Source organism: Paenibacillus sp. UASWS1643 (assembly GCF_008693195.1).
Classification (GTDB): domain Bacteria; phylum Bacillota; class Bacilli; order Paenibacillales; family Paenibacillaceae; genus Paenibacillus; species Paenibacillus amylolyticus_B.
Window position 1 is genome coordinate 59,671 of sequence record NZ_VXKZ01000094.1, and the last position, 21,961, is coordinate 81,631.

The window sequence follows — 21,961 nt, forward strand, 5'->3', positions numbered from 1 at the left end:
GTCACCTTCGATTCATGACTTTTTGTACCTTCGCTACAGAGTGCGATCCGTTACAATAAAATTATGAAATCCAGCGGCGAAGGCCGAAACGGAAAAGGGGCGTAAAAGGGATGGGCATACTTGAAGTAGATCATGTAGTAAAACGATACGGCAGCAAGCTGTCCGTGGATCATTTGAACCTTAGTGTTGGCAAAGGCGAAATTTTTGGATTGCTTGGTCCCAATGGAGCAGGAAAAAGTACCACCATCAGCATGATTGCAGGGCTCCTGAATATGGATCAGGGTGAAATCAGATTAGATGGGATATCGGTCAAGGAGCGACCGCTTGAAGTAAAGCGCAAGATCGGACTGGTTCCGCAGGATCTGGCTTTATACGAAACCATGTCTGCTGCGGAGAATGTGACCTTTTTTGCCAGACTGTATGGACTGCGTGGAAAATTGCTTAAGGAAAGGGTGCAGGAGTCTCTTGAATTTGTAGGGTTGCAGGATAAAGCAAAGGATGCCCCCTCGACCTTCTCTGGCGGTATGAAACGCAGGTTAAACATCGCATGTGCGATCACACATCGCCCGGATCTAATTATCATGGATGAACCGACAGTTGGCATTGATCCGCAATCTCGGAATCATATTCTTGAATCGGTACGGACACTTAACAAGATGGGTTCAACGATCATATATACAAGTCATTACATGGAGGAAGTGGCGGCGATTAGTCACCGGGTTGCGATTATGGATCAGGGGCGAATTATTGCCTGTGGCACGGAAGCAGAGCTGAGAGAACGGGTAGCATCGGAGGAAAAAGTAGTGCTCTCCACTTCCGGTATCGGTCCCGACGTTGTGGAAGAACTGAAACTTCACCCCCGCGTGCGGATGGTAGACGTTTCAGAGAATACCCTGACCATTACGCTGCCTTCGGCACAGCAGGATCTCCAGGATCTGCTCTTCATTTGCAGCAAACATGAAGTATCCATTCAGTCTCTCAAGGTCGAAGAGCCGGATCTGGAAACGTTGTTCCTCAATCTGACCGGGCGTACGCTTCGGGACTAGGGGGAACAAGAGATGAATATATGGCATATTTGCATCTTTGAATTAAGGCGTATTCTTAAGATTCGATCTGTGGTGTTGAACCTGTTCATTCTGCCGTTGTTACTGATTTTCATATTGGGCACGGCACTTTCCAGTACGATGGGTACGGCGGAGGATGTTATTCCGGATACTGTACGTGTGGGAATCATCCATTTGAGCACTGATTCAGGCGGAGGATCAAGTACGGTTAATCAAGCGCTGGATACATTCGTTGAATCCCCGGAAGTGGCTGAGATGGTCAAGGTGCAGAACTTTACGACTGAAGAAGAGGCCGTTCATTCGCTGCGTAGCGGCAAGCTGGACTTTGCTGTAATGATTCCTTCGGATTTTGAGCAAAACGTGATGATGGGGAAAGAGGCCAGATTACAGTGGATACGAGGAAAGGACAACACACTTAATACCTTGGGTGAAACTTTGTTCACACGTTTTACGGATGAATGGAACCGACAGATGGCGATTACCAAAGTGCTCGGTCCGGAAGTAATTGCTGCCATGGCCTCTGCTTCGGAGTCTGGTACGGCGAATTCCACCTCCATTGCTGTCACTAATCCCGGTAAGACAGGTACGGCGTATAGTGCCTCCCAATACTATGCAGCTTCCATGCTGGCGATGTTCATGTTGTACTCAGGCATGACTACCAGCACCAGCCTTTTTGGAGAGCGGGAAAATCGAACGTTGATTCGGCTTCAGGCCGCGCCGATAGGCAATGGAGTTATTTTCGCTGGCAAAATTGCAGGCAATAGTCTGCTCGCTTTCTTACAGGCAACAACGATTATCCTTATGACATATTGGCTCTACGGTGTGGATTGGGGAACCCATCCTTGGTATATTGTGCTGACTTGTGTATTCATTACATTGGCATCCATGACTCTTGGCGTAATCGTGGCATTGGTATGCAAAACCACGGCATCGGCCAGCGCAACCATCCAAGGTATCATCGTTGCCATGACATTCATCAGCGGTGGGTTCATGCCTATTCCGATTGATTTTGTACAACGGCTTAGCCAATTTACGGTTAACCACTGGGCGCTCCAGAGTTTTCTGAGAATGATGCTGGATGCACCTGTAGCAGAGATTGTGTATAACATTCTAATGTTAGGCGTAGTATGCGCTGTATTACTGTTCATCTCAGGAATGATCTATAGAAAGGCAGGATACCGATATGAATAGTCTACACATCGCCTGGTTGATGATTAGACGTACACTTGGCCGTAAAATGGGCTTCATTACGTTTCTGCTTCTGCCTTGCCTGGTGGTCACAGGAGCGGTTGCTCTATTTGGAAGCGAGCAGAGTACACGTACTGTTATTCCCTATGTCAATGAGGATGGAGGAGTGGCAGGGACATGGATGATTCATGAACTTGCTGGCAAAGAGGAGTATCTGCTCAAGCCGATGACAAACGAAGCAGAAGTGAAGGAAGCCATCGCTCAGCAAAAAGGAAGTTCTGGCATCATCATTCCGGCACATTATACGGAGGATCTGTTACAAGGAAAGCCAACCGAGATCCAATTGGTGGAACTGCGTATAAGTGAAAGTTCCTATACCCTACGAGCAGCAGTTGAAGGTTTGACGAGTGGATTGTTACAATCTGCTTCAGCTGTTAAGGTGGCGGCAGGTCCTGTCTCAAGTGAGACTGACATACTATCGAGTATACAGAAGCCCTTTGAACAGCTTTTACAGGAGATAGGAGAACATCAGGTTGCTGGTGAAGTCACCGATCTGCAGATCTATCCCAAGCCAGGCCTGAACAATGTGACTGGATTTACAATCATGTTTATGATGGGGCTGCTGACCAGTGCAGTGGCTGTGATCATGGAAGATCGCAGGAAACGTACGATGGCCAGAGTATATACGGCACCCGTCCGTGCATATGAGATTGCGCTTGGTAATTTCCTGGGTAGCTTTGTCATTGGTATGATTCAGATTGTGATCGTTTTGGGAGTCAGCAGGTGGCTGATTCATTATGATGCCGGTATTCCTTTTGGCATTCATTTCCTGATCTTGGCAGCATTCATGTTGGTCTCCATGGGGCTTGCAAGTACCGTGGCAGGATTAATTCGTAATCCCAAAAATGCCAACATGCTGAATTCACTTGTCATTATGCCTACCTGCATGATAGGTGGTTGTTTCTGGCCGATCTCGTTGATGCCGGATTATATGCAAAAGCTCGCCAACTTTGTTCCGCAGAAATGGGCGATTCAGGCGGTGGAAACGATCTCTGCTGGTGGTACCCTGGCGGATATCACACTGCCACTATTGATTTTGTTTGGCATGGCTGCCATTTTGCTGACCGTAGGCTCTGCGATTCTGCGCCCTAGCCAGCCAGGAGTAGAGGCATAAGTTGTAGTTCAAGACGGTTATGAAGAGCTGGTATCACCCTAAAAGGTTAAAAAAAAGCACGTTCTGCCCGAGTTTAATTCAGGCAGAACGTGCTTTCTATTTTAAATGGAGAACTGAGAATGAAGAATGTTAATGATGCATTATGTGAGATATAGATGATTAGGGTTGGAGTTGACGCAGGACTGTTATTTCAACCCTACGGTTCTTTTGTCTTCCGGCCGCTGTGGTGTTGTCACCCGTTGGGCGAGTATCTGCATATCCGGCATACTGGAAGCCGTCCGGGTTAAGCTTCTCTGTATCCAGAAAAAATCGTAATACAGACAGTGCGCGTTCTCCGGAAAGCTGCCAGTTATCGGTATAGGCGGAGTTTGCTCCCACAGGAATGTTATCGGTATGACCCTCAATGCTGACAACGGTATTTAGATCACGGAACAGGCTGGCAAGTTTACTGAGCGTCGGCGCTGCACCGTCCTTTAGAGCGGCCTGTCCCTGGTCAAACAGGAAGCGGTCACTAAGTGTAATGGCTAGGCCCTGTGGCTTGTCCGCAACAAAAATCTGATTTTCCAGTTTATTATCCTCGATATATTGGGTAATCACATTGAACAGATTTTGCAATTCTTGCTCCTGCGATCTGAACTGTTCTTCCCGTTCAGTGAGGGGCTTGTTGTCATCATCTGGTGTTACAGTCCCGGAGTCTTCACCCTGCACCTCGGATGGTGGAGTCTCTGTAATCGTTTGACCGGGTTTCTCACCGAGTCCCTCACCAAGCTCAAGGACAGAGTCGGACGCATTAAATGTATTTTGTAACGATTGAGTAACGACGTCATATTTACCGGAATCCAGATTGCTCATGGCATACATGATGACAAAAAAGATCAAAAGCAGAGTTATGAGATCGGCATAAGTAATCATCCAGCGATCCCGATGATCGATTGTTTCACGTTTTCCGCGCCGTTTACTGCGCCGACTCATCCAATCCCTCCTTTGCTAGGGGGCGTATATGCTGACGATGCGTAAGGGTGAAGGACTCCAGTCTTTTGCGTACAAGCTGGGGATTCTCACCGTTCTGAATGGCAAGTACACCTTCGAGAAGCATTTCCATGGTCTGCACTTCATCGGCACCTCTGGATTTGATCTTGGAAGCAATGGGCAAAAAGATAAGATTGGCACTGGCGACCCCATACAGGGTTGCGGTAAAGGCAACAGCAATGGCAGGTCCGAGTCCGGTTGGATCGGTCAAACTGCCAAGGACCTGAATAAGTCCCATCACGGTTCCGATGATGCCCATGGTTGGGGCGTAACCACCAGCAGATTCGAATATTTTGGCGTAGCCCTCATGTTTTTGTTCAATCGAGTCGATCTCCATCTCCAGGATCTGGCGAACCACATCCTGATCGGTACCATCAACAACCATCTGAATACCGTCTTGCAAAAATGGATGCGGATGATCCATAACCTTGCGTTCCAATGCAAGTACACCTGAGCGGCGTGCGATTGAAGACATCTCCACCAGTTCTTCAACCCACAAACCTGAATCATTATTGTTACGTCCAAAAGCCATACGCAGAGCAGCTGGAATCGTACGAAGGCGATGTGCCGGGAAACTGGCAACCACAGCAGCAATCGTTCCACCGAATACAATTAAAGCAGCCGTTTTTTGCAGGAGACCAGACAATTGGCCGCCTTCCCACAAAAAACCGCTAATGACTGCGGCAATTCCGGCAATAATACCGATAAGTGTCGCAATATCCATAAATTAACCCACTCCTATCTTCATTTCACGTTTGCATCACTAAAACGAACGAGGTATAATTAAACGGGAACAAATATTCCTATTACTATAAGTTTTCCCATATGAAAATTCGGGGAACTTCGACAATATATAGTGACTATTATTTTAGACGATAGGGTGAGATACGGCAATGAGCGATATTATAATGAGCGACAAAACGTTCGAAATCGAGTCAGAGTTTTCTCCCCAAGGTGATCAGCCTGCAGCCATTAAAGAATTGGTGAAGGGTGTTCAGGAGGGGAAGAGGTACCAGACACTGCTGGGTGCAACGGGTACGGGTAAGACGTTTACGATAGCCCAGACGATAGCCCAACTGCAACGTCCGACGCTGATTATTGCACACAATAAAACGTTGGCAGCGCAGCTTGCAAGTGAGTTCAAAGATTTTTTTCCTAATAACATGGTTGAGTATTTCGTCAGTTATTACGATTATTTTCAGCCAGAAGCCTATATTCCGTCCTCCGATACGTATATCGAGAAGGATTCAAGTATTAATGAAGAGATCGACAAACTGCGGCACGCAGCGACAAGTTCGTTGTTTGAGCGCAGGGACGTCATCATTGTAGCGAGTGTTTCCTGCATTTATGGTTTGGGTTCACCGCACTCGTATTCAAGCATGTTGCTGTCACTTCGGGTAGGCATGGAGAAACCGCGCAATCAGATTTTGTCCCGTCTGGTAGAGATCCAGTATCAGCGGAACGATATTAACTTTGTGCGGGGTACGTTCCGTGTTCGTGGGGATGTTGTTGAGATTTTCCCAGCTTCCAAGGGTGAACATGCAATTCGGGTTGAATTGTTCGGTGATGAGATCGAGAAAATTACGGAGATTGATGTGTTAACCGGAGAACTGATTGGCGAACGTGAACATATTGCCATCTTCCCGGCGTCTCACTTCGTAACGCAAGAAGAGACGATGAAGGTTGCGCTGGTGAACATTGAGCGTGAACTGGAGGAGCGTCTTGAAGTGTTGCGTGAACAGGGGAAACTGCTGGAGGCTCAGCGACTGGAGCAGCGCACACGGTATGATATCGAGATGATGAAGGAAGTTGGATTCTGTTCGGGGATTGAGAACTATTCCGGTCCACTGACTTTCCGCGAACGTGGCGATACCCCATATACACTTATGGATTACTTCCCGGATGACATGTTGATCGTGGTTGATGAGTCTCACGTGACTCTGCCACAGATCCGTGCGATGTACAATGGTGACCAGGCGCGGAAGACGGTATTGGTTGAACATGGTTTCCGTCTACCGTCAGCGCTGGATAATCGTCCGCTCAAATTCGAAGAGTTCGAAGGCAAGATGGATCAGATTATTTATGTATCAGCAACACCAGGCCCGTATGAGATTGAGCATACCGATACGATGGTGCAACAGATTATCCGTCCAACCGGATTGCTTGATCCAATCATTGAACTGCGTCCAACCAAGGGGCAGATTGATGACTTGATCGGTGAGATTAATGACCGGATTGCCAAAGACGAGCGTGTGTTGATTACAACATTAACGAAGAAGATGTCTGAGGACCTGACGGATTATCTGAAGGAAGTTGGAATCAAGGTTCGTTATCTGCACTCCGAGATCAAGACATTGGAACGGATGGCGATTTTACGTGATTTAAGGTTGGGTGTTTTCCATGTCCTGATCGGAATCAACTTGCTGCGGGAAGGTCTCGATCTGCCCGAAGTATCCTTGGTAGCCATATTGGATGCCGATAAGGAAGGATTCCTGCGTTCCGAACGCTCACTGATCCAAACGATTGGTCGTGCGGCGCGGAACAGCGAGGGTCGCGTTATTCTATACGGGGACAAAGTGACGGATTCGATGGATAAAGCGATAAAGGAGACCGAACGACGTCGTGCCATTCAGATCGAGTACAACGAGAAACATGGCATTACACCACAGACGATTCGCAAAAAAGTGCGTGATGTGATTGAGGCAACCAAAGTTGCCGAATCCAAAAAAGACTATCTCACAGGCGCAGCCGAGAAGATGTCGAAGAAAGATCGCCAGGCACTTATTCAGCGCCTAGAGGTAGAGATGAAAGATGCAGCCAAAAACCTGCAGTTTGAGCGTGCTGCCGAGCTTCGCGATGCGTTGCTGGAACTTCGTGCTGAATAAGATACAGCTCATTCATATGCTCCAATAAAGATGGATCTGTAACAAGAGAACGGCCAATTGGCCGTTCTCTTGTTGAGTAAGGAAATCGTTGATATCTACCGATAATAAGAGATGTTGAAATCTTGAAATCAGGTCTATACTGATAGAAATGTTGAAATTGGTTAAAAGGTTTATAGGAAAGCAATTGGGAGTCGTGTCCCCCTGAGAGTCGAGAGCGCCATGGTGTTGACCTCGGAGCCGAGCCAAAGGCAATGGCGAACTGCCGCGATCAATGCGAAGCCGAGAGCGTCCCCGGTGTTGACCTTGGAGCCGAGCCGAAGGCAATGGCGAACTGCCGCGATCAATGCGAAGCCGAGAGCGTCCCGGTGTTGACCTTGGAGCCGAGCCGAAGGCAATGGCGAACTGCCGCGATCAATGCGAAGCCGAGAGCGTCCCGGTGTTGACCTCGGAGCCGAGCCAAAGGCAATGGCGAACTGCCGCGATCAATGCGAAGCCGAGAGCGTCCCCGGTGTTGACCTTGGAGCCGAGCCGAAAGCAATGGCGACCTGACGCGATCAAGGCGGAGCCGAGAGCGTCCCGGTGTTGACCTTGGAGCCGAGCCGAAGGCAATGGCGACCTTGTCGCGACCAAGGCGGAGCCGAGAGCGTCCCGGTGTTGACCTTGGAGCCGAGCCGAAGGCAATGGCGACCTTGTCGCGACCAAGGCGAAGCTGAGAGCGTCCCGGTGTTGACCTTGGAGCCGAGCCAAAGGCAATGGCGACCTTGTCGCGACCAAGGCGAAGCTGAGAGCGTCACCTCGCAGTAGTGCGGCCGTATAAGGTTCCGGCAATGAGCCGGAACCTTATACGGAGCCGCGGGCACACGACCACCCTTCACATAGCAAGACCCGACCCCACACCGTTGCACCGCTTGTTTCGGGTGTCCAGAGGGCTGCGCCCTCTGGGGCCCTCCCTTGGAAGGGAGGGTTTGGGAGGGATCGAAAAGCCTTTTAAAAGGTTGGATTAGTAAATTTGAGAGGATGAATACTATTGGCGAGCGATAACATTGTCATTAAAGGCGCACGAGCGCATAACCTGAAAAATATCGACATTACCATCCCACGTGACCGCTTTGTTGTATTGACCGGTCTGAGTGGCTCAGGCAAGTCCTCGCTGGCTTTTGACACGATCTATGCCGAAGGACAGCGGCGTTATGTAGAATCATTGTCAGCTTACGCACGGCAGTTTCTGGGACAGATGGAGAAACCCGATGTGGATTCCATCGAAGGATTATCTCCTGCCATTTCAATAGATCAAAAAACAACAAGCCGTAACCCACGTTCCACGGTTGGAACTGTGACCGAAATCTATGATTATCTGCGTCTGTTATTTGCACGTGTGGGCCATCCGCATTGTCCGGATCATGGCGTGGAGATCAGCTCCCAGACCGTAGAACAAATGGTTGACCGCATTATGCAATATCCAGAGCGTACCCGGTTGCAGATTTTGGCACCCATTATCTCGGGTCGTAAGGGTGAGCACAAGAGTGTGTTTGCTGATGTGTCCAAGCAGGGCTTTGTCCGTGTACGGGTGAACGGGGAACTTCGTGACCTCTCAGAAGATATTCAATTGGAGAAAAATAAAAAGCATACGATTGAAGTCGTTGTTGACCGGATCGTTGTTAAGGATGATGTACAGGCGCGTCTGGCCGACTCTATTGAAACAGCACTTAATTTATCCGGTGGACAACTCCTGGTGGACATTATGGGTGAAGAAGAGCTGCGATTCAGTTCCAACTTTGCCTGCCCGGTGTGTGGATTCAGTATTGAAGAGCTTGCACCACGGATGTTCTCATTTAACAGTCCCTTCGGCGCTTGCCCGGATTGTGATGGGTTAGGTGTCAAAATGATCGTTGACCCAGATCTGCTCGTACCGGATCGAACTAAGACCATCGAAGATGGAGCTTTTGATGCTTGGACAGGTGGCACATCCACCTATTATCCGCAGTTCCTGAAGTCAGTATGTGAGCACTTCAACATTCCGCAGAATGTACCTGTCGAAGATCTGCCAGCTGAGCAGATGAACAAGTTGTTGCAGGGTACAGGTACGGAGAAAATCCGTTTCCGCTATGAGAATGATTTTGGACAACGGAAGGAAGCACTGGTTACCTTTGAAGGTATCGTGAATAACCTGGAGCGTCGTTATCGTGATACAGCATCTGAAGGTATCCGTGAATTCATTGAAGGTTACATGAGTGCGAAGCCTTGTGGTACATGTAAAGGTCAGCGTCTGAAACGCGAGAGTCTTGCGGTTACGATTAATGATCACAACATGGCCTATGTGACTAGTTTGTCCATTGGTGAGGCAGGCCGATTCTTCGATACATTGGAATTGACGGAGAAGGAGCAGACGATTGCCAAACTGATTTTGAAAGAAATCAACAGCCGTCTCGGCTTCTTGGTGAATGTTGGTCTGGATTACCTTACACTGAGTCGTGCTGCCGGAACATTGTCTGGTGGGGAAGCCCAGCGGATCAGACTGGCCACACAGATTGGTTCCAGCCTGATGGGTGTGCTGTATATTCTCGATGAGCCAAGTATTGGCTTGCATCAACGGGATAATGACCGTCTGATCTCAACACTTGCGCATATGCGAGACATTGGTAACACGTTGATCGTGGTTGAACATGATGAGGATACCATGATGGCTGCCGACTATATAATTGACATTGGCCCAGGTGCAGGTATTCACGGAGGTACCATCATGTCACAGGGTACACCGGAGGAGATCATGAACGATGAGAACTCCTTAACCGGTCAATATCTGAGTGGACGCAAATTCATTCCGATTCGTACAGAACGTAGAAGTGTAGGAGACCGTTGGTTGGAAGTACGTGGAGCCAAAGAAAATAACCTGAAGAATCTGAATGTGAAGATTCCTATTGGTGTATTTACTGCGGTAACGGGTGTGTCTGGCTCAGGTAAATCCACATTGATCAATGAGATTCTCTACAAAACGCTGGCTCGTGATCTGAATCGTGCTCGGGTACGACCGGGTCAGCATAAAGAGATTCGTGGTTTGGAGCATATCGATAAAGTTATCGATATTGACCAGTCGCCAATCGGGCGGACACCACGATCCAACCCGGCTACGTATACAGGTGTCTTTGATGATATTCGGGATCTGTTTGCTCAGACGAATGAAGCCAAAGTACGTGGATATAAGAAAGGTCGATTCAGCTTTAATATCAAAGGTGGACGTTGTGAAGCCTGCCGTGGAGACGGCATTATCAAAATCGAGATGCACTTCTTACCGGACGTTTATGTCCCTTGTGAAGTCTGCAAAGGCAAACGATACAACCGGGAAACGCTTGAAGTGAAATATAAAAACAGAAATATTTCCGATGTGCTGGAAATGACGGTTGAAGATGCAACCCAATTCTTTGAGAACATTCCGAAGATTCATCGCAAAATGCAGACACTGATGGATGTGGGCCTGGGTTATATCAATCTGGGACAACCTGCAACCACATTGTCTGGTGGTGAAGCCCAGCGTGTGAAGCTCGCTTCCGAGCTGTATCGCCGCAGTACCGGGAAAACAATCTATATCCTCGATGAGCCGACTACGGGTTTGCATGTCGATGATATCGACCGTTTGCTGAACGTATTACACCGTCTGGTTGATTCAGGGGAGTCGGTGTTGGTGATCGAGCATAACCTGGATGTGATCAAAACGGCAGACTATGTTGTTGACCTGGGTCCGGAAGGTGGTAGCGGTGGAGGTACCATTGTTGCAACCGGAACACCTGAGGATATCGTTAAAGTGGAAGCTTCCTATACAGGCAAGTACTTGAAGCCGGTTCTGGAGCGGGATACCGAGCGGAGCAAGGCACTGCAATTGGTGGACTAAGGTTCTCTAACCAGTAGTTATATCAATATGAAGTGGCAGTATTGGCCCTTCTTTTCGAAAAGGTAAAGACGTTGGATTACGATCTGATGTGCTCTGCTTCCGAGAAGAAGGGCTTTTCATTATGAATTATGCACAGTGTTTCCGTCGGACTAAGGTTATTTCGTGAAAGTGTTTACATATGCATGATGACGAGCGTTACAGGAATATTCGGCCAAATTGGCTTTTTTTCATTTTTATGGATGATAGGGCTTGCATTACAAGCATGGTCCAGATAACATAGAGGAAGATATTAGGGTATGCGTTAGCTGTTCAACTATGGTAAGGAGGTCTGTCTATCCATGCTGTTTGCAGAAGCTGCCACGGCGAGTACATCGAATTTTAATGCATTTGATATTTTTGTCATCTTATTTACGATCCTGATTTTCATCGGAGTTGTTCGGCTTCTTCGGGCACCGAAGAAGAATCTGTTTGCGATCGGATTTGCAGTAGTCAGCCTACTGGTATTTCTGATGACAGACTATGCGATGATAACGGGTTGGTTTGCTCAGTAGGAATGCCACTGAAGTGAATGGAATTTAAGCCAAAAGAGGTACAGACGAACACTTTCCAGAGAGACATGGAGGGTGTTTTTTTCATTTATACTGAAACGATTGAACAAGATTCTACCTTCTCTACTAAAATGACTTAAAACAATTGTATATCCAGATTCTGTATGATACATTGAGGGATACCGGAATTGCAGATGAGAGAAAGAGAGAATAGATTCAGCGATGAATCCGATGTCGAGTCGCGCAAGAAGGATGTATAGAGAGGGTCAGGTGAGAATATGAGCGTGTTGGGTAAAAAGGGGATAGCCATACTGATGGCTGCTGTACTCTCGATTAGTGTAGCGGCAACGGCTGGTGCAGCTGAATCCAAAGCGGCGATGCAAGCGAAAGTGGTAGACGGTCAAGTCTATGTGAACACCAAGGATCTGCTCAAGGCAGTTGGTGGAAGTGGACAATATGATGCCAAATCCGGAACGTACACGTACAAGGGAAGTGAAGCCATTCCCAAAGTGATCGAAAAGGTATCTCCTTCGGTCGTAGGCATTATTGGGAAATCTACCGAAGTGCAGGACGGTGCAACATCAGACGACCGTTATAATCTTGCACATGGTACAGGTGTCATTATCCGGTCGAACGGATGGATCGTAACGAATGCTCATGTGGTCGATGGATTAACGAATCCGGTGGTGGTAACGACGGATGGCAATACATACAAAATTACGAAAACATACAGTGATGCACTAAGTGATCTGGCGCTAATCAAAATCAATGCCAAATCACTCAAACCGGCGAGCTTTGCCAAAGCCTCACAAACTACTGTTGGAGAAACGGTGATTGCCTTGGGTACGCCGATTTCCTTTTCTTTGCGCAACTCGGCAACGGTAGGGGTAATTAGCGGCTTGAATCGTGGTGTTGAGGCGACCTACCGGTTGATTCAGACCGACACAGCCATTAACCCAGGAAATAGCGGAGGACCACTGGTCAACCTGAAGGGTGAAGTGGTTGGTATCAATTCCATGAAATTTTCTGCGGTAGGCGTAGAGAGTTTGGGATTTTCGATTCCAGTGGATACCGTTCAATATATCATCGATCAGTTTTTTAAATATGGCAAAATAAAACGTGCAAGTCTGGGACTACAGCTGGAAGAAAGCTGGTCTGCAATTGTGGGCCTGCCTACAGATGATCCCTTAACGATTACGGGCGTACTGTCTCCTGGAGCCAAGAAAGCCAAAATCAAAGAGGGCGATGTCCTTTACAGTGTTGCGGGCACACGTGTCTCTTCAGTAGTGGATATCAATGAGTTGCTCAAAAAGTATCTGCCTGGGCAAAAGGTAAAGCTGTTGATGCAATCGGATGGCGATATCGTCACCCGCACGTTGGTGCTTGCTGATCGCGCAGACATCGTAGACGAGGAAGATGAAGCGTTCCTCGCAGATGAAGAACAATAAAGCCCGGCGATCAGCCTGGATGGAGAGAGGACGAAAGAACGGAATGAAAAAGTCATGGATACGTTTGCTAAGCACAGGTGTATTAACCGGGATGCTGACCATTGGCGCGGCATTGCCTGTATGGGCATCTGATCTGACGACAAGTGAACTACGGGTCAAAGCGGGTAGCACGAGCGCCTACATTAACGGTGATAAGCAGGCCATAGCCAAACCGTACAAGTTCAAGGGTGTAACAATGGTGCCTGTAGGTGTGTTCAAGAAAGCATTTGGCAGTGAAATCCGGCTGGAGAAAAATGATGTTGTCAAAATCAAGGAAGGTCCGCACACGGTCACCCTAACGATTGGCAGTTCAATTGCCTGGGTGGATGGTGTGAAACATGAGATGGGTGCTGCTCCCAAGATGGTGAATGGCGTACTTATGGTTCCACTTCGTCCGGTTGCTGCCGGTATCGGAGCGACGCTAGCTCCAACCAGCTCCGGAGAAATAGTCATTCGTCTGTTGCAAACTGATGATTCGGTGGATGACGAGGATGGCATTCATCCGGATGAAGGCAAAACCAGAATTGGCAACAGTTTTTACGGTTGGTCCATTAACTACCCGGCAGACCTTATGGTTTTCCAGACCGGTGAGCAGGAGCGCATGATGACTTTTGGCGCTGCCGACAACAGTTATTATCTTGAAGTGTATGTCAGCGATCAGGATGTGGCTCTGGATGCAGATGATTTGTTGCAACAACTCGTCCAGGAGGCCAAACAATCGGGAGATACGGTGCTGGATCGTGAAGCGGTGTCGAAAGGCAGAACGCCTTATGCACGGATTATCGTGAAAGATGTAGACGGCATGTTATGGGAGATGCGTCAGTATCTGAGCGAAGGTCGTCAATATGATGTGTACCTCGCAGATTACGAAGCCCTGAATTATAAAGATCTGGGCAAACGTGCAGCGCTGCTCAATTCATTCCAGCCAACCTATGCCGAATCGGATCGAACGATCAAGGATCTGTCCACCGTAGATAATGGCATGCGCTCCGCGTGGAACGATGACTATGGTATTGAATTAAAGATTCCTGCCGGCTGGTCGATGGATAACAATCAGATGATCTATGAAGCCAAGGATGGTGCATATCTGCAATGGCGTGTCACTTCGGCGAAGGCAGGTACAACGGTAAAAGACTGGAGCGGGCAACTGGATAAGTGGATGCGTGAGACATTTACACCAGAGAGTTACGAGCCAATTGGTTCATATACGATGGATATCTCGGGAGAGACTGCTGAGGTGAATGAATTCCGTTATAACTTTGGCGGGGGCTGGCAGACGGAGTTCGATGTTCTTTTGCAGAAGAATGGGTATCGATATTATGCAGAGTATACGTTCCCTGAGGAGCAAGTTGCAGATCGGGCATGGTTTGAACGGATTATGAAAAGTGTGGAGATTGATTTTGATACGGTTGCCGATAATTTCGGTCAGCTGGATGAAGATCCTTATTTGACAGACAAAACGAAGACACTTACACGTACATCCAAACGTTATAAATACAGTGTAGATATTCCACGTTACTGGACGCCTTACAGTGATCGATTCGAATATTCACCTGTGGTGTACACCTTTACGGGCGGAGAATTCTCCATTGCGGCGAGCGAAGACAAGTCGATCGAGATGACGGTCAGTCAACTGAGAGAAGCTTATGCCGAAGCCACCAAAACCCGTAAGAACTTCAAGTTGCTTGGCAGTGAGGAGCTAACGTTTGCGGGTGTGCCTGCATTTTCCTTTACGTATCATGAACTGGACAAAGGCGTGCCATATGCGGGTCGCCAGATCGTGTTTGAAAAGGACGGAACAACCTATACGATCACAAGTGGGCTGAATGATGCCAACAAGACAGAAGTTCAGGCGGCAGCCTTGGAAAAAGCAGTGAACTCATTTACTTTTATTAAATAAAATTGTAGTTAAGCCGGAGGGGTAGTGACCTTCCGGCTTATTTGTTTCCTGTATAGTATAAATTAAATATTTACACTGGGACGAAGAGTGCAGAACCGATCTGAAGAAGCGAAGCGTGCGCGTTTATCACCAGATTTTTCCCTTTAGAAAAAGAAATAAATAAAATCTGGGGGTAACAGCGATCGGAAGATGGTACTGCAATCGGAGTGTCTAGTGTAAATCTTATGGAAATGAAAATGGTAAACGGTTTTTTCAGGAAAACGTAGAAGAGTCGGTGCAGAAGTGGTACACTATACTAGTTCAGGAGTTATGACTGCTGATCTGATGAATAGGAATGACTGTAAGCTTGGAGTTCAGGCAATACAGACATAATAGATAGATATAGCAATACCGTGACAATGCAGGTGTACCCGATAAGGTGCAGTTTTAAGCTTGGTATGTTCAGGCGGTTAAGGATATAGGGATGAAATCCGGCGGATAGCCGGCTATGGGGAGGATCTACATGAAAACAGCAACAATACGAAGAGAAGACGTTGAACTTCTGGCACCTGCTGGTGACTGGGATTGTATGCGTTCGGCGGTAGCCAATGGCGCAGATGCAATTTTCTTCGGAGTCGAAAAGTTTAATGCACGGGCACGGGCGAACAATTTCCGCATGGACGAGCTGCCGGAGATTATGGCGTTTTTGCACAGTTATGGCGTAAAAGGTTTTTTGACCTTTAATATATTGATTTTTGAAAATGAATTGACGGATGCCAAAGAACTGATTGATGCATGTGTCGATGCAGGTGTGGACGCTGTAATTGTTCAGGATTTGGGTCTGGTGAAGATGATCCGCGAGATCTCACCGGATTTCCCGATTCACGGTTCAACACAGATGACGATTACGTCACCGGAAGCGGTCGAGTTTACGAAGCCGTTTGATATGGAACGTGTCGTTCTGGGACGGGAGAACAATCTGAAGCAGATCCAGAAGATCGGGGAGCAGGCGAAGCTTCCAATGGAAGTATTTGTTCACGGTGCGTTGTGTGTATCCTACTCGGGGCAATGTCTGACTTCCGAAATGTGGGGAGGACGTTCGGCGAACCGCGGGGAGTGCGCACAAGCTTGTCGTCTTCCATACGATCTAATGGTGGATGGAGTGCACAAACCGATGGGTGATGTAGCCTATCTGTTGTCTCCTAAGGATCTGGCAGCGATTGACCTGATGCCGGAACTGATCGAAGCAGGAGTAACTTCGTTCAAAATTGAAGGACGTCTCAAAACGCCGGAATACGTAGCAAACGTAGTAAGCAAATATCGTAAAGCGATTGACCGTTATTTTGATGGAGATAACACACCGCCAAGCAAGGAAGAAGTTCGCGAATTGCAACAAAGCTTCTCCCGTGGCTTCACGCATGGTTTCCTGAGCGGTACAAACAACAAAGAACTAGTGGATGGAACATTCCCGAAAAGCCGTGGTGTCTACCTTGGTCGTGTGGATCAAGTGTTGCGCGATGGTGTGGTCCTGAAGCTGGATGCACCCGTGAAACGTGGAGACGGAATTGTATTTGACGCCGGAGACCCAACGAAGAAGGAAGAAGGCGGACGGGTATACGATGTACGTCGCAAAGGTGTAAAACTCGAAGGCGAAGCCGAAGAGGGCTGGATCGTTGACGTTGTACCAGGCCGCAGTGACGTGGATCTGCGCCGCGTGAAAGTTGGCGACAAAGTGTGGAAAACGAATGACCCGGCGCTGGACAAACGTCTGCGTCAAAGCTTTGAGACCGAGAAACCGTTCCGTGTATTCCCCGTGAAGGTGAAGGTCATCGGCAGCCCAGGCCAGCCGCTTAGCACTTGGTGGACAGACGTGCAGAAAGGCACAACCGTCCGGATTGATTCCGAGATGGAACTGGACATCGCACAGAAGCGTCCAATGACACATGAATTGCTCGAAGAGCAGTTCGGTCGTCTGGGAGGCACCGTGTTCCAGTTGGAAGGAATGGACGTCAACCTGCACGGTGACGTTATCATCCCGATGCGTGAGTTGAATAACATTCGCCGTCAGGCGGTTGAACAACTCGCGGGCGAACGCCCTAAACCACCCGTTTACGTGAAACGGGCGGTCGATGTGTACGGCGATTCGGTTAAACCGGCATCGCCAGTCGCTCGCGGTCAAGCAGAGCTGACTGCGCTCTGCCGCAGCCTGCCACAAGTGGAGGCAGCGATTGAAGCGGGCATCGGCATGATCTATGCCGACTTCGAGTTTATCAAGCAGTTCCCGGCGGCCGTGGAAGCTGTGCATGCCGCTGGTCGCAAGATCGCGCTGGCAACACCGCGTATTCACATGCCTGGGGAGAACGGATATCATAACAACATCCTGCGTCTGAAGCCGGATGCGGTATTGGTACGTAATACAGGTGCACTGTACTTCTACCTTCGCCACCGGATGGAAAACCCGGATGCAACGCACCCGGAACTGATCGGCGACTTCTCATTGAACATCGCCAATCACAAAGCCGTTGAATTGTTCCTGGAAGCAGGATGTGATTGGATTACGCCATCCTATGACCTGAACATTCAACAAATGGTTGATTTGCTGGGCCACTCCCGTACAAGTCAGACCGAAGTGGTTATCCATCAGCATTTGCCGATGTTCCACACCGAGCACTGTGTGTATTGTACGTTTATGAGTGAAGGAACGGACTATACGAACTGTGGACGTCCTTGTGAGGAACAGCGTGCATCACTGCAAGACCGGATCGGCATGTCCCACCCGGTACGTGTGGATGAAGGCTGCCGTAATACGGTATACAATGCCGTGGAACAGTCAGGTGCCGAGTATCTGACCAACTTTATGGATCTGGGTGTATCCCGTTACCGTGTGGAATTCCTGGAAGAGACACCGGAGCAGGTACGCGAAGTCATTGATCTGTACAACCGTGCACTGCGCGGGGAGATCAGTGGTACACAAGTTTGGAAAACACTCAAAGCAACGAACCAACTGGGTGTTACACGTGGTCAATTGGTGAAATAATTAGATTGTATGGTACAACAACAGTTACAGCATGAAGGAACCCCAATCTCTGCTTTAAGGAGCTCTTGGGGTTTTTTTACATCATGACACAGGAGGCGAAGAAGCGTGGCGCCATTCACAATTATGGATATCAAATTGCTGTGCGGGGTCACGGCATTCAAGCGCGGAGAAGATTATAACCAATCTGGCAGGGTGACCAATCTGGTGGTCAGTAACGATCAGCTTCATTATGAAGCACAGTTACGTGGAACGGAGCGCTATCAGGTGACGGTGGATATAGATGAAACGGGAGAGGTTGTGGCAGGCTGCAGTTGTCCGGGTGACGGCAGGCATTATGACTATTGCAAACATGTCGCTGCTGTCCTGTTGGCTATTCACGAATGGGGTGAGCAGCAGGATCGTAATGCCGCGATTGCTTCGGGGAAGCCTCCTCAACCTGTTACAGGCCAAGGAGCCAATACCAGTTCCAGCATAGATTCCAAGTCCAGGGTCGGGACGCTGGTCGAAGAAAGCATATGGGAGCGACCACAGTCTGCTTCACAACGAGAGCAACTGAATGATGCTCCAGAGCGTCCGCCTGTTCACTTTGCCCAAGCAGGTCGTCCAAGCTCAGCTTCGGGGTGGGGTCGCTCGGCAGATAAACCTTCTTACCGTACGGCGGATCAGATTCTGTCCATGTTTGCCAAGGATCGGAGACCGCTGCATGGAAATGATCGTAAATACACTGCCCCTGTCAGCCGTTCCTCCCTGCGGGAAGAATTGCAGGTCCAGTTTATATGCAAGCTGACACAGGTTCACAAGGGTGGTGGGAAACTTGCTCTTGAATTGAAAGTGGGTAACAAACGTCTGTATGTGGTGCAGAAAGTAAAGCAATTCCTGAACTGCATCGAAAAGGGCGAACCAATGTCATTTACCAAGCTGTTCCACTATGATCCATTGATGCATGTGTTTACTCCGCAGGATCAGGCGATTCTCTCGATGCTTATTCGAATGAGACAGAGTGAGGAGGCCTATCGCCAATCTATCTCCGGTTATCTGGGAGCTTCGGACGGACGGGATATACTGATTGCTCCGCTCGTATGGAAGCCATTGCTGGAATTACTACTACAGGCCGACAGTCGGATGGAGGGAACAGGATTTGCCAATGGACCGCTCACGCTCGGTGAGGGTGTATTGCCTTTATTTTACCGGATTGCCCAGGGAACGAATGAAGGGTATCAGCTTGAAATTTCCGGACTGCGTGAACTGATTCTTCTCCCTGCTTATGATGCCGCTGTGGTGGAAGGACAGTTGCATATGTTGGAGCCGATGCAGATGCGAAGTCTGGAGGACTTGAGTGGTGCACTCACTTCATATGGAATCAAGGAAAGCATCGATATTTCGACCCAGCAGGTGGATGAGTTTGTGCAGCATGTCGTGCCAGAACTGCGTACGCTCGGGCATTTGTCCATTGATTCGCAGGTGCGTGAACAGATCGCGGAACCGGAACTTTCACCAAAGCTGTACATCGACTTCTATCGTGAACGCATTACAGCACGTCTGGAATTCGACTATGAGGTCATGGTTATTAATCCGCTGGCAGAGTACTTGATTGATGAAGAAGAGAAAAAGGTTATTTTGGTGCGTGATCGATACAAAGAGCGAAACTTGATTGAACGGCTTGATCGATCCTTTCTCGAAAGGGATGGCAGTGTCTGGGCGAGCGAACGCGAAGATGCCATCTATGATGTCATGTACCATCTGTTGCCTGAGCTTGAGAAACAGGTCGATATCTATATGCCAAACGCCGTGAAGGCGATGGTGCAATCCTATCCCACACCGCCGAAAGTCCGAGCAGACTTGGGGAGAGGGCTGGACTGGTTGGAGATTTCATTCGAGATGGAAGGTGTGGACGAGCAGGAACTTCAGGAACTCATGCGCCGCATTGTTGAAAAGAAACCGTATTTCCGTCTCAAGAGCGGTGTCTTTCTCTCGCTTGAAAATGAAGGTGCAGATAGCTTCGCTCACATGGCAGATTCACTTGGACTTGGAGCAGATGACATCAAGAGCAGCCATATCCGGCTGCCAGCTGTTCGGGCGTTACAATTGCCGGGCAGGGATGAGGTTTCCGGTCATGTGAAGTGGGGAGGCTCCCTGAAACGTTTCCTTGATGATCTGCGCGATCCTGAACGGATGGATTTTGCATTGCCGGGATCTCTGACCCCCATTCTGCGGGATTATCAGAACAGCGGATACCAGTGGCTGCGTACCCTTTCTTATTATCGTTTTGGCGGCATTCTGGCGGATGATATGGGACTTGGCAAAACGTTGCAAAGCATCGCCTATATCACAGCAGTGCTTCAGGAGAAACCTGAGTACAACATCGACCATACGGGCGTTGATAAGTACCGGGAGAGCGGATCATTACGGGGCGGTGAAACGCTGGTGACTTCCGACATCGATCCCGAAACTGGGCTCCCATTGGATAAGATGACTTCAGAGAATACGGATGGTTCATGGTCTACGATGCAGCAGGATGGATTGACGGTCCGAACGAAGGTCATTCATCCTCCGGTACTTGTCGTGGCGCCTGCTTCGCTGACCTATAACTGGGCTAATGAGTTTGCGAGGTTTGCCCCGCACCTGAACGTCCTGATCGCAGCCGGGCAGAAAGAAGAACGAGCCAATATGCTTTCAGGCATGGATGAGGCAGATGTAATTGTGACATCGTATCCTTTGTTACGTCGGGATCTGGACACTTACCTAGGCCGAACATTCCATACGCTCATTCTGGATGAAGCTCAGGCGATTAAAAATGCTTCCTCCCAGACCGCGCAGGCGGTCAAACAAATTCAGGCCCCCCGTCGTTTCGCACTCACAGGAACGCCTGTAGAGAACTCGCTGGATGAATTGTGGTCCATTTTTGAAGCGGTATTCCCTGGGTTATTTCCAAGTTACAGAAGATTCCGCGACCTTCCTCCGGAACGGATCTCGCGAATGGTACGTCCGTTTATTCTGCGCCGTCTGAAGAAGGATGTGTTGGAGGAATTGCCTGATCGAATTGAAACGGTACAGCGGTCAGAGCTTACGGTTGAACAGAAGAAACTGTACGCCGCATACCTCTCTCAGCTTCAGGATGAAGCATCGAAGGACATGGAGGATAACGGATTCCAGAAGAACCGTATCAAAATTCTGGCAGGCATCACCCGTTTGCGTCAGTTGTGTTGTCATCCAGCCCTCTTTGTTGAAGGATATCAAGGCGATTCCGGGAAAATGGAACAGTTGCTTGAAACGGTCGAGGATTGTTTGGCTGCAGGCAAACGAATTCTCATCTTCTCCCAATTTGCTAGCATGTTGAACCTGATTCGTCAGACCCTTGCGGCACAGGGAAGAAACCTGTTTTACCTCGATGGTCAGACCCCTGCACAGAGCCGGGTCGAGATGTGCCACAGATTTAATGAGGGTGAAGCTGAACTTTTCCTGATTTCCCTGAAGGCGGGAGGGACAGGGCTAAACTTAACGGGTGCAGATACCGTTATATTATATGATCTGTGGTGGAATCCCGCAGTAGAGGAACAGGCTATTGGGCGAGCCCATCGCATGGGACAGAAACAAGTCGTGCAAGTCATCCGCTTAGTTACCGAAGGTACGATCGAAGAGAAGATTTTGGAGCTACAGCAACGGAAGAAGGACTTGATTGCCGAAGTGATCGAACCGGGAGACGGCGGATCAACAACCTTATCCGAACAGGATATCCGCGAATTGCTGATGGTATAATGGAGTCCAAGCATCGTAGCAATAAGAT

At 48.8% G+C, this 21,961-nt stretch carries 12 protein-coding genes; 10 read left to right on the forward strand and 2 right to left on the reverse strand.

Annotation, left to right across the window (positions count from 1 at the left end; genetic code table 11):
• Positions 1-110: 110 nt before the first annotated feature.
• From FE296_RS04495 to FE296_RS04505, 3 genes are read left to right on the forward strand one after another with little or no spacing between them, the layout of a single operon-like run.
• A complete protein-coding gene (locus FE296_RS04495) occupies positions 111-1,046 on the forward strand; it encodes an ABC transporter ATP-binding protein (protein WP_036667718.1) in 936 nt (311 codons plus the stop codon).
• 12 nt (positions 1,047-1,058) lie between these two features.
• A complete protein-coding gene (locus tag FE296_RS04500) occupies positions 1,059-2,255 on the forward strand; it encodes an ABC transporter permease (RefSeq protein ID WP_150364342.1) in 1,197 nt (398 codons plus the stop codon).
• Positions 2,248-3,426 carry an ABC transporter permease gene (locus FE296_RS04505; RefSeq protein ID WP_150364343.1) on the forward strand — a complete coding sequence of 393 codons (1,179 nt, stop codon included), beginning with the start codon at positions 2,248-2,250 and terminating at the stop codon, positions 3,424-3,426. Before FE296_RS04500 ends, FE296_RS04505 begins: the two co-directional genes overlap by 8 nt.
• A 159-nt stretch (positions 3,427-3,585) precedes the next feature.
• Here FE296_RS04505 and FE296_RS04510 read toward each other — a convergent pair whose 3' ends face one another.
• The gene (locus FE296_RS04510; RefSeq protein WP_124116480.1) at positions 3,586-4,398 is read right to left on the reverse strand and encodes a flagellar motor protein MotB; all 813 of its coding nucleotides are present in this window, start codon (positions 4,396-4,398) and stop codon (positions 3,586-3,588) included.
• A complete protein-coding gene (locus tag FE296_RS04515; RefSeq protein ID WP_036612388.1) occupies positions 4,382-5,179 on the reverse strand; it encodes a flagellar motor protein in 798 nt (265 codons plus the stop codon). Before FE296_RS04515 ends, FE296_RS04510 begins: the two co-directional genes overlap by 17 nt.
• Positions 5,180-5,348: 169 nt before the next feature.
• On the opposite strand from FE296_RS04515, the gene uvrB reads away from it, so the two are divergent.
• The 7 genes from uvrB to FE296_RS04550 all read left to right on the forward strand — a co-directional run bounded on the left by uvrB (position 5,349) and on the right by FE296_RS04550 (position 21,933).
• Positions 5,349-7,340 (forward strand): excinuclease ABC subunit UvrB, encoded by a 1,992-nt coding sequence (uvrB, locus tag FE296_RS04520; protein WP_091013102.1) that lies wholly within the window; start codon positions 5,349-5,351, stop codon positions 7,338-7,340.
• Between the two features lie 1,027 nt (positions 7,341-8,367).
• Positions 8,368-11,226, forward strand: a complete 2,859-nt coding sequence (gene uvrA, locus FE296_RS04525) for an excinuclease ABC subunit UvrA (RefSeq protein ID WP_150364344.1) — start codon at positions 8,368-8,370, stop codon at positions 11,224-11,226.
• A gap of 338 nt (positions 11,227-11,564) precedes the next feature.
• The gene (locus tag FE296_RS04530) at positions 11,565-11,777 is read left to right on the forward strand and encodes a hypothetical protein (RefSeq protein WP_017692026.1); all 213 of its coding nucleotides are present in this window, start codon (positions 11,565-11,567) and stop codon (positions 11,775-11,777) included.
• A gap of 275 nt (positions 11,778-12,052) precedes the next feature.
• Complete coding sequence (locus tag FE296_RS04535) at positions 12,053-13,222, forward strand: S1C family serine protease (RefSeq protein WP_223868767.1); 1,170 nt, start codon at positions 12,053-12,055, stop codon at positions 13,220-13,222.
• Complete coding sequence (locus FE296_RS04540) at positions 13,209-15,161, forward strand: stalk domain-containing protein (protein ID WP_223868768.1); 1,953 nt, start codon at positions 13,209-13,211, stop codon at positions 15,159-15,161. The genes FE296_RS04535 and FE296_RS04540 overlap by 14 nt, the downstream gene beginning before the upstream one ends.
• A gap of 502 nt (positions 15,162-15,663) precedes the next feature.
• Entirely contained in the window at positions 15,664-18,177 is a 2,514-nt protein-coding gene (locus FE296_RS04545; RefSeq protein WP_124116478.1) for a U32 family peptidase, read from the forward strand.
• 105 nt (positions 18,178-18,282) lie between these two features.
• Positions 18,283-21,933 carry a DEAD/DEAH box helicase gene (locus FE296_RS04550; RefSeq protein WP_150364345.1) on the forward strand — a complete coding sequence of 1,217 codons (3,651 nt, stop codon included), beginning with the start codon at positions 18,283-18,285 and terminating at the stop codon, positions 21,931-21,933.
• Positions 21,934-21,961: the final 28 nt, after the last annotated feature.

Bases quoted from the DNA above. Each gene is read 5' to 3' on its own strand.
- FE296_RS04495 (WP_036667718.1), top strand. From the start codon at position 111: ATGGGCATACTTGAAGTAGATCATGTAGTAAAACGATACGGCAGCAAG.
- FE296_RS04500 (WP_150364342.1), top strand. From the start codon at position 1,059: ATGAATATATGGCATATTTGCATCTTTGAATTAAGGCGTATTCTTAAG.
- FE296_RS04505 (WP_150364343.1), top strand. From the start codon at position 2,248: ATGAATAGTCTACACATCGCCTGGTTGATGATTAGACGTACACTTGGC.
- FE296_RS04510 (WP_124116480.1), bottom strand. From the start codon at position 4,398: ATGAGTCGGCGCAGTAAACGGCGCGGAAAACGTGAAACAATCGATCAT.
- FE296_RS04515 (WP_036612388.1), bottom strand. From the start codon at position 5,179: ATGGATATTGCGACACTTATCGGTATTATTGCCGGAATTGCCGCAGTC.
- uvrB (WP_091013102.1), top strand. From the start codon at position 5,349: ATGAGCGATATTATAATGAGCGACAAAACGTTCGAAATCGAGTCAGAG.
- FE296_RS04530 (WP_017692026.1), top strand. From the start codon at position 11,565: ATGCTGTTTGCAGAAGCTGCCACGGCGAGTACATCGAATTTTAATGCA.
- FE296_RS04535 (WP_223868767.1), top strand. From the start codon at position 12,053: ATGAGCGTGTTGGGTAAAAAGGGGATAGCCATACTGATGGCTGCTGTA.
- FE296_RS04540 (WP_223868768.1), top strand. From the start codon at position 13,209: ATGAAGAACAATAAAGCCCGGCGATCAGCCTGGATGGAGAGAGGACGA.
- FE296_RS04545 (WP_124116478.1), top strand. From the start codon at position 15,664: ATGAAAACAGCAACAATACGAAGAGAAGACGTTGAACTTCTGGCACCT.